This window comes from Nocardioides aquiterrae, assembly GCF_039526625.1.
Classification (GTDB): Bacteria; Actinomycetota; Actinomycetes; order Propionibacteriales; family Nocardioidaceae; genus Nocardioides; species Nocardioides aquiterrae.
In genome coordinates, this window is record NZ_BAAAJE010000035.1 from 11,549 (window position 1) to 20,405 (window position 8,857).

An 8,857-nucleotide genomic window follows, 5' to 3' on the forward strand; every position below is an offset into this window, starting at 1 on the left:
GCCGGCCACCGTGCGGTGGCCGGCCGGAGGCCGTTGTGATCCGTCATCGAATGGTCATGCCGGGTGCGGTCGCGCGCTGCGCCGGCTGCGCCAGAATCGAGCAATGAGCACCTCCCGCGGCGCCTGGTGGCTGGCCGGCCTGCTGGCCGGCTTCGCCGGGCTGGCCGCGAGCTACTGCGTCGCGCTGGTCATCACCGTGCACGACGACCCGGTGAGCGCGGTCGCCGAGCTGGTGATCCGGCTGACCCCCGGCGCGCTGGTCGAGCGGGCGATCCAGCTGTTCGGTCGCCACGACAAGACCGTGCTGGTGGGCGTGGTCCTGGTGCTGCTGGTCGTGCTGCTCGCGTGGGCGGGCCCGCTCGCGCGGCGGGCCTGGTGGCTGGCGATGCTCGTGTACGCCGTGCTCGCGCTGGTCGGCGCGGTCGCGGTCGGTTCCCAGCGCGGGTCCTCGGCGGCCGACGCGCTGGCGCTGGTCGTCGGGTTCTTCACCTGGATCGCCTGCCTGGCCCTCCTGACGGCCCCGCTGCGCGCGGCCGACGAGGCCGGCGAGGCCGGCGAGCCGACGATGGGGGCGCACACCCGGCGCACCTTCCTGATCCGCGCCGGACTGGTGGCCGCCGTCGGCGTCACCGCGGGGGTGGTGGGCCGGGCCGTCGGCGTGGGCCGCCGCCAGGTCGAGGAGGCGCGCCGGCTGCTGCGGCTGCCCGGCGTGACGATGCCGCGCGTCCCGCAGGGGGCGAACGTCGACGTACCCGACATGCCCCCGTGGATGACGCCCGCCGACGACTTCTACCGGATCGACACCGCCGTCTACGTGCCCGCCGTCCGGCCCCAGGACTGGCGGCTGCGCATCCACGGGCTCGTCGACCGCGAGATCGTCCTGGACTACCAGGACCTGGTCGGGCGGCGCGTCACCGAGGCCTGGGCGACGATCTGCTGCGTCTCGAACGACGTCGGCGGCTCGCTGATCGGCAACGCCTGGTGGAGCGGCGTGCGGATCGCGACCCTGCTGGCCGAGGCGGGCGTACAGGCCGGTGCGGACGCGGTGCTGCAGACGTCCGACGACGGCTGGACCTGCGGCACCCCGCTGGGCGCGCTGACCGACGACCGCAACGCGATGCTCGCGATCGCGATGAACGGCAAGCCGCTGCCGGTCGACCACGGCTTCCCGGTGCGGACGGTCGTGCCGGGCCTGTACGGCTACGTGTCGGCGTGCAAGTGGGTCGTGGACCTGAAGGTGACCCGGTTCGCCGACATCTCGGCGTACTGGACCGAGCGGGGCTGGTCCGAGCAGGGTCCGGTGAAGATCTCCTCACGCATGGACGTGCCGCGGGAGGGCGGCGAGATCGCCGCGGCCGGCGCCCGGGTCGCGGGGGTCGCCTGGGCCCAGCACACCGGCATCGAGCGCGTCGAGGTCAACGTCGACGGCGGCGAGTGGCAGGCCGCGGAGCTGGCGCGGGTGCCGAACGACGACACCTGGGTGCAGTGGGTGGCGACCCTCGACCTCGAGCCCGGCGACCACCTGCTGCGGGTGCGGGCCACCGACAAGTCGGGTCTCGTGCAGACCGGCGAGGTGCACGGTGCGGTCCCCGACGGCGCCACCGGGTGGCACACGATCCACGTCACGGCGACCTGAGGAGTTGAGCGGGTAGGGCCTCTCGGCCAGCGCAATTGAACGCCCACACTCGGTTACTCGCGGGTACGTCGAGGCTGGCCGTTCAATTGCTGAGTTGGGCCCCGCTCAGTCCCAGCGCGGGTTGGGCGGCAGGGGGTAGGGCCTCTCGGCCAGCGCAATTGAACGCCCGCACTGGGTTACTCGCGGGTACGTCGAGGCTGGCCGTTCAATTGCTGAGTTGGGACCCGCTCAGCCCCAGCGCGGGTCGGCGGCAGCGGGTGGGGCCTCTCGGCCAGCGCAATTGAACGCCCACACTGGGTTACTCGCGGGTACGTCGAGGCTGGCCGTTCAATTGCTGAGTTGGGACCCCCTCAGTCCCAGCGCGGGTTGGGCGGCAGCGGGTGCGCGTCGTCGCGGATCACGTAGACGGTGCCGCCCGACTTCGGGACCCAGGCGTTCTCGAACTGGGCGCGGTCGTAGGTGCGGCGGACACCGGCGTCGGTCGCGGCCGCGGGGTCGTTGACGACCACGTCGCCGGTCTTCGTGAAGCCGACGATGACGACCAGGTGCCCGTCGGTCGACGAGATCGGCGCTCCGTCGAGCTCGCCGGGTCCGAAGGCGATCGACGCGACCAGCGGGATGCCGGCCTTGATGAACCGCTCGGCGGGGCGCAGGGACGGCAGCCGGGTGACGAACGCGTGGCCGGCGAGGCCGGCGGCGTACGCGGTGTTGAACGGCCAGTTGCCGGTGCCCTCGTACTCGTAGTCGTAGGTCATCCGCGCCGCGTGGGCGACCCACGGGTCGGCGTACGCCTTCTTCACCCACGCGTAGTCCTTCGGCTGCGGCAGCGCGCCGTAGTAGCCCAGCACCATCGAGGTCGACGTCGGGGAGCACCAGGCCTCGCCGCCGCCGCCGTACTGCGGGTACTCGCCGCGGTGGATCATCTGCGAGTACCGCGGCACGTCCAGCACGATGCCGCGCGCGACGCCGGGCCGCGACGTCCGGACCGTGGACGAGTCCGGCAGCAGCGACGCCATCGCGCCGACCTCGGCGACGGCGGGCGACTTCGCCTGGCCGGCGGCGCGGGTCAGCGTCACGCGCAGCTGGTACGCCGTGACGCCGCCGGGGACCACCCACGTGTCGACGTTGACCGAGCCGAGGTCGTCGTCCTGCCCGGAGCGCGTGGTGCGGTGGAAGTAGCGGTCGTCCTGGGCCCACAGCGCCAGCGTGTCCCAGGTCGAGGTCGTCTCGCCGGACCGGCCCCGGACCTCGACCCGGATCCGGCTGTCGCCGCGGGTCACCGCCGTCCACGAGGCGACCAGGCGGGTGAGCGCGAAGCCGGGCGTGACCCACGGCGACGTCCAGGCGCCGCTGTCGACGCCGTCGCGCAGGGCGAGCCGGCCGGCCGTGATCCGCAGCCCCGGATGGCTGCCCATCGCGAAGTCGCCGTGCCCGCGGAACCCGGTGTAGTCGATCTGCCGCGCCGGGGCCGCCTGCGCGGGGGCCGCGGCCAGCAGGGGGACGAGCAGCACGGAGGCGACGATCGCGGATGTCAGGCGGTGCACCCACAAACCCTAGACTTGCGCAGTGACCTTCAGGCTGTACGACACTGCGACCCGCGAAGTCCGTGACTTCGTTCCCCTCGAGGAGGGGAAGGCGGGCCTGTACGTCTGTGGTCTCACCGTGCAGTCCGAGCCGCACGTCGGGCACGTCCGCTCGGGCGTGAACTTCGACGTGCTCCAGCGCTGGCTGCGCCACCTCGGGTACGACGTCACGTTCATCCGCAACGTCACCGACATCGACGACAAGATCCTGCTGAAGTCCGCCGAGCAGGGCCTGCGGTGGTACGAGCTCGCCTACCGGATGCAGCGCCAGCTCGGCCGGGCCTACGACGCGCTCAACGTCGCGCCGCCGACGTACGAGCCCGCCGCCACCGGCCACGTCCCCGAGATGATCGTGCTGATCTCGGAGCTGATCGCGAAGGGGCACGCGTACGCCGCCGAGGACGGCTCCGGCGACGTGTACTTCGACGTGCGGTCCTGGCCGCGGTACGGCGAGCTGACCCGGCAGGGCATCGACGACATGGAGGCCGCCGAGGACGCCGACCCGCGCGGCAAGCGCGACCCGCGCGACTTCGCGCTGTGGAAGGGCTGGAAGAAGGAGTCGGAGCCGGAGACCGCCGCGTGGCCGAGCCCGTGGGGCCCCGGGCGCCCGGGCTGGCACATCGAGTGCTCGGCCATGGCCGGCAAGTACCTCGGGCCCGCGTTCGACATCCACGGCGGCGGCGTCGACCTGCGCTTCCCGCACCACGAGAACGAGCAGGCGCAGTCGCGCGCGGCCGGGCGGCCGTTCGCGTCGTACTGGATGCACAACGCCTGGATCACCACCGCCGGCGAGAAGATGAGCAAGTCGCTCGGCAACTCGCTGACGATCCCCGCCGTGCTGGAGAAGTACCGCGGCATCGAGCTGCGCTACTACCTGGTCGCCGCGCACTACCGCAGCCACGTCGAGTTCTCCTTCGAGGCGCTCGACGAGGCGGCCGCGGGCTTCCGCAGGATCGAGAGCTTCCTCGACCGGGCCGGTGTCACCGAGCCCGGCGAGCTCCCGCAGGCCTTCGTGGACGCGATGAACGACGACCTCGGCACCCCTGCGGCGGTCGCCGTCGTCTACGACACCGTGCGCGACGGCAACAAGGCCGACGACCCGGGGCCGTACGCCGCGCGGGTGCTGGCCATGCTGGACGTGCTCGGGCTGAACCCGGCCGACCCGGCGTGGGGCGGCAGCAGCGGCGACGACCAGAAGCTGACCGACGCGGTCGACGTGCTGGTCGCCGGGCTGCTCGAGCAACGCGCGGAAGCCCGCGCGAACAAGGACTTCGCCACCGCTGATGCGATCCGGGACCGGATCAAGGCGGCCGGCATCGAGGTCGAGGACACCCCCGACGGACCGAAGTGGAGCATCAACTAGTGGCCGGCAACAGCCAGCGCAAGGGCGCGATCAAGAAGTCCGGCAAGGGCAACCCGACCGCGGGGTCGGGCGGCCGGGTCCGCCGCGGGCTCGAGGGCAAGGGCCCGACGCCGAAGGCCAAGGACCGGCCGTACCACGCGCAGTACAAGGCCGCCAAGCGCGCCGAGAAGTCCGCCGCGAGGCGGCCCCAGAAGCGCAGGACCGGCGGCGACTCCGAGTGGGTCGCCGGCCGCAACTCGGTCGTCGAGGCGCTGCGGGCCGGCGTCCCGGTCACCGGCGTCTACGTCGCCGAGGGCGCCGAGCGCGACGGCCGGCTGCGCGAGGCGTTCGGCATCGTCGCCGACCGGGGGCTGAGCCTGATGGAGGTCACCCGCGGCGAGCTGGACCGGATGACCAGCGGTGCGGTGCACCAGGGCCTGGCCGCGCGCATCCCGGCGTACGAGTACGCCCACCCCGACGACCTGCTCGACGCCGCCGCCGACAACGGCGAGCCGCCGCTGATCGTCGCGCTGGACTCGGTGACCGACCCGCGCAACCTCGGGGCGATCGTGCGGAGCGCGGCCGGCTTCGGTGCGCACGGGGTGCTGATCCCCGAGCGCCGCTCCGCCGGCATGACCGCGTCGGCCTGGAAGACCAGCGCCGGCGCCGCGGCGCGGACGCCGGTGGCGCAGACGGTGAACCTGGTCCGGCAGCTCAAGGCCTACCAGGAGGCCGGGCTGATGGTGGTCGGCCTGGCCGCGGACGGCGACGTGAGCCTGCCCGACCTCGACCTCGCCGACGGCCCGCTGGTCGTCGTGGTCGGGTCGGAGGGCAACGGGCTCTCGCGGCTGGTCAGCGAGACCTGCGACCAGCTCGTCTCGATCCCGATGGCCTCGACGCTGGAGTCGCTCAACGCGGGCGTCGCGGCCGGGGTCGCCCTCTACGCGATCGCGGAGGCGCGGCGCTAGTGGGGACGCGGCAGCGGACCCACTGATGGTGGTCGAGCGAGCCGCGCGGCCGAGCGCGCGAGGTCGCGACCGGCGTGTCGAGACCCGTCGGCGTACCTGGCAGATCCTGGCGCTGGTCGGGGTCTGGCTCGCGGGCGCCGTCGTCGCCGGGCTGCTGGCGTTCGTCTCCAGCAGCACGAACGTCGTCGTCGCCAGCCACGACGCCGTCGTGCGCCCGGACTTCAGCGGCGTCGCCGTCCTGCACACGGGGCCGGTCCTCCCGGACGTGCGGGTCGACAGCGGCAGCGTGATCGGCGTCGACATCCGGCTCGGCAAGGCCGACGCCGACTCGGTCGACGACCTGGTCGACCGGTACGCGCTGCTGGCCAGCCAGCCGGAGGGGCAGGTCGCGAAGGTGACCGACGCCGTGCGCGGGCTGGTCGTGGACGCCGCGATCCGTGGCGCGGTGATCGGCCTGCTGCCGGTGGGGGTCTGGCTGCTGGTCGGGCCGGTACGACGGCGCGAGCTCGCGGCGCGCATCGGCCGCCCCCAGGCCGCCGTGTGCGTGGTCGTCGTGGCGGGTGTGGCGCTCGCGCTCGTCCAGCCGTGGACGCACGACGACGACCCGGTCGCGGCGGGGGAGGACTGGGAGTCGCTGTCGGCGTTCCTCGGCCCCGACGTGCCCGTGCCGGACGACCTGGCGGGCGTCGAGGTCCGCGGCGACGTCACGACCGCCTCCACCCACCGGCTCATCGAGAGCGCCCTCGACACCTACGACGCGAGCAAGACCTTCTACGCCGACGCGGCCGAGCGCGCCGCCGGCCTGCCGCTGCGCAACCCGCGCGCGGACGAGACCGTCGTGGTCTTCGTCTCCGACCGGCACGACAACATCGGCATGGACCGGGTCGCCCGCGCGATCGCCGACGCCGGGGGCGCGACCGCGGTCTTCGACGGCGGGGACGACACCTCCACGGGCAGCTCCTGGGAGGCGTTCTCCCTGGACTCGGTGAGCGCGGCGTTCGAGGGCTTCGACCGCTGGGGCATCGCAGGCAACCACGACCACGGCGACTTCGTGCCGACGTACCTGGCCGACCACGACTGGACCATGCTCGACGGCGAGGTCGTGGACGGGCCGGCCGGCACGACGCTCCTGGGCGTCGACGACCCGCGCTCGAGCGGGCTCGGCAACTGGCGCGACGAGACCGGGCTGACCTTCGCCGACGTCGAGAACCGGATCGCCGACGCCGCCTGCGACGCCGACCCCCGCGTCACCACGATCCTCGTCCACGACGCGAACCTGGGCCGTGAGGCGCTCGCCCGCGGCTGCGCCGAGCTGGTGCTCGGCGGCCACACCCACGTCCGCGCGGGCCCGGACCGCGTCGAGGGCGCCAACGGCGAGGTCGGCTACACCTACACGACCGGAACCGCGGGCGGCGCGGCGTACGCGATCGCCCTCGGCAGCAAGCCCCGCCGCGCCGCCGACATCAGCCTGGTCACCTACAAGGACGGCCACCCGTTCGGCATCCAGTGGGTGACGCTCCAGACCACCGGCGTCTTCGAGGTCGGGAACTGGGTGCCGCTGACGTACCTGCGGTAGCGGTGCGACGCGCCGGGCGCCGAACGTCGGCTTTCACCGGCTGACCGGAGAAACCCGCCGACACGCCGGCGCGTGGCGCGCGTCACCTCTGGAGGCCCACGTCGTTGAACCAGAACTGGTACGTGTTCTAGTTCACCGTGGAGGGCCCCGTGGTCCCGTTCCGACGCGCCGTCGTCGTACCCGTCTGCGCGCTCGTCGCGCTCACCCTCGCCGCCTGCGGGTCCCAGCTCGACCCGGACACGGTGGCCCAGGTCAACGGCGGCGCGGTGGGTGCGAACGGCGAGGTCGTCCCCGGCGGCGGCACGACCACGACCGGACCGGACGGGTCGGTCCCCGGCGCCACTGGGGGCGGCGCCGGTACGACCACCACCGGGGGCGGGACCACCACCAAGACGGGTGGGTCCGGCGGCAGCACCGAGGGCACCGGCGACAACGCGGCGACCGGCGGCGAGAAGGCCGCGTCCTGCGACGGGTTCAAGAACCAGACCGGCATCACCGACAAGACGATCGTCATCGGCAACTCCTCCGACGTCTCGGGCCCGGTGCCCGGCCTGTTCGAGGCGAGCCAGGACGCGGTGAAGGCGTACGTCGCCTACTTCAACGCCACCAGCGACATCTGCGGCCGCAAGCTCGAGCTCAAAGCCTACGACAGCCGCACCGACGCCGCCGCCGACCAGCAGGCGTACACGAAGGCCTGCGACGAGACCTTCGCGGTCGTCGGCTCGATGTCGGCGTTCGACTCCGGCGGCGCGGCCGTGACCCAGCAGTGCGGGCTGCCCGACATCCGGTCGGCGGCCGTGACCGCGGACCGGCAGGCCTGCACGACCTGCTTCGGCGCCCAGTCGACGCAGGCCAATGAATTCCAGAACGCCGTGCCGGACTTCGTGAAGAAGAACCACCCGGACGCCGCCGCCCATGCCGCCATGCTCTACATCAACGCCGGCGCGGCGGCCGAGAACGGCAAGACCCAAGCGGCCGCGATGGGCAAGCGCGGCATGCACTTCGACTACGTGCAGGGCATCGACATCTCGGAGTTCAACTACTCGCCGTACGTCCAGCAGATGAAGGACAAGGGCATCGAGTACGTCCAGATGATCGCGTCGACCGCGCAGTTCGTCCGGCTCGCGCAGGCCATGCAGCAACAGGGCTTCAAGCCCGAGGTCTTCATGCTCGACCCGACGGCGTACACGACCGACTTCGTCAAGAGCGGCGGGGACGCCGTCGAGGGCACCACCCTGTTCATCAACTTCACGCCGTTCGAGGAGGCCGCGAGCAACCGGGAGCTCCAGCTGTACCTCAGCTGGCTCCAGCAGGTGAAGCCCGGCGCCGAGCCGAGCTTCTTCGGGCTGTTCTCCTGGTCCGCCGCCCGGCTCTTCGTCGAGCGGGCCACCGCGCTCGGCGGCAAGCTGAGCCGGGCCACGCTGATCGACGACCTGCGCAGGGTCGACAACTGGACCGCGAACGGCATGCACTCGCCGCAGCACGTCGGCCCGCGGCACACCGGCGACTGCTGGCGGTTCATCCAGCTCCAGCACGGCCGCTGGGTCCCGGTCGGCGGCACCAAGTACACGTGCACCGGCACGACGAGCCCGTGAGCCCGCGAGCCGTGTCTGGACCGGACTGTGTCCGCCGTCACCCGGCGTCGCGTGGGTCGTTGAGCGAGCGAACGTCGACTTCCTGGGAGGGGAGCACCGATGCGTAGGCTGCTTGCGACCGTCACCGCCGCGGCCCTGTGCGCCGCGCTGGCGGCGT

At 72.8% G+C, this 8,857-nt stretch carries 6 protein-coding genes; 5 read left to right on the forward strand and 1 reads right to left on the reverse strand.

The features are described from left to right. The first annotated feature begins 103 nt into the window (after window positions 1-103). A complete protein-coding gene (locus ABD086_RS24620; protein WP_343911219.1) occupies window positions 104-1,636 on the forward strand; it encodes a molybdopterin-dependent oxidoreductase in 1,533 nt (510 codons plus the stop codon). Window positions 1,637-1,986: 350 nt separating this feature from the next. Here the strand turns inward: ABD086_RS24620 and ABD086_RS24625 are convergent, their stop codons facing one another. Further along, window positions 1,987-3,180 carry a C39 family peptidase gene (locus ABD086_RS24625; protein WP_343911221.1) on the reverse strand — a complete coding sequence of 398 codons (1,194 nt, stop codon included), beginning with the start codon at window positions 3,178-3,180 and terminating at the stop codon, window positions 1,987-1,989. Between the two features lie 22 nt (window positions 3,181-3,202). Here ABD086_RS24625 and cysS point away from each other — a divergent pair, with 22 nt between their 5' ends. The 4 genes from cysS (at window position 3,203) to ABD086_RS24645 (ending at window position 8,700) form a co-directional block, all read left to right on the forward strand. Next, the gene (gene cysS / locus ABD086_RS24630) at window positions 3,203-4,582 is read left to right on the forward strand and encodes a cysteine--tRNA ligase (protein ID WP_343911223.1); all 1,380 of its coding nucleotides are present in this window, start codon (window positions 3,203-3,205) and stop codon (window positions 4,580-4,582) included. Then, the gene (rlmB, locus tag ABD086_RS24635) at window positions 4,582-5,529 is read left to right on the forward strand and encodes a 23S rRNA (guanosine(2251)-2'-O)-methyltransferase RlmB (RefSeq protein WP_343911225.1); all 948 of its coding nucleotides are present in this window, start codon (window positions 4,582-4,584) and stop codon (window positions 5,527-5,529) included. Before cysS ends, rlmB begins: the two co-directional genes overlap by 1 nt. A 25-nt stretch (window positions 5,530-5,554) precedes the next feature. After that, window positions 5,555-7,105 carry a metallophosphoesterase gene (locus tag ABD086_RS24640; protein WP_343911227.1) on the forward strand — a complete coding sequence of 517 codons (1,551 nt, stop codon included), beginning with the start codon at window positions 5,555-5,557 and terminating at the stop codon, window positions 7,103-7,105. A 149-nt stretch (window positions 7,106-7,254) separates the two neighbouring features. Beyond that, complete coding sequence (locus tag ABD086_RS24645) at window positions 7,255-8,700, forward strand: ABC transporter substrate-binding protein (protein ID WP_343911229.1); 1,446 nt, start codon at window positions 7,255-7,257, stop codon at window positions 8,698-8,700. The last annotated feature ends 157 nt before the right edge of the window (window positions 8,701-8,857 follow it).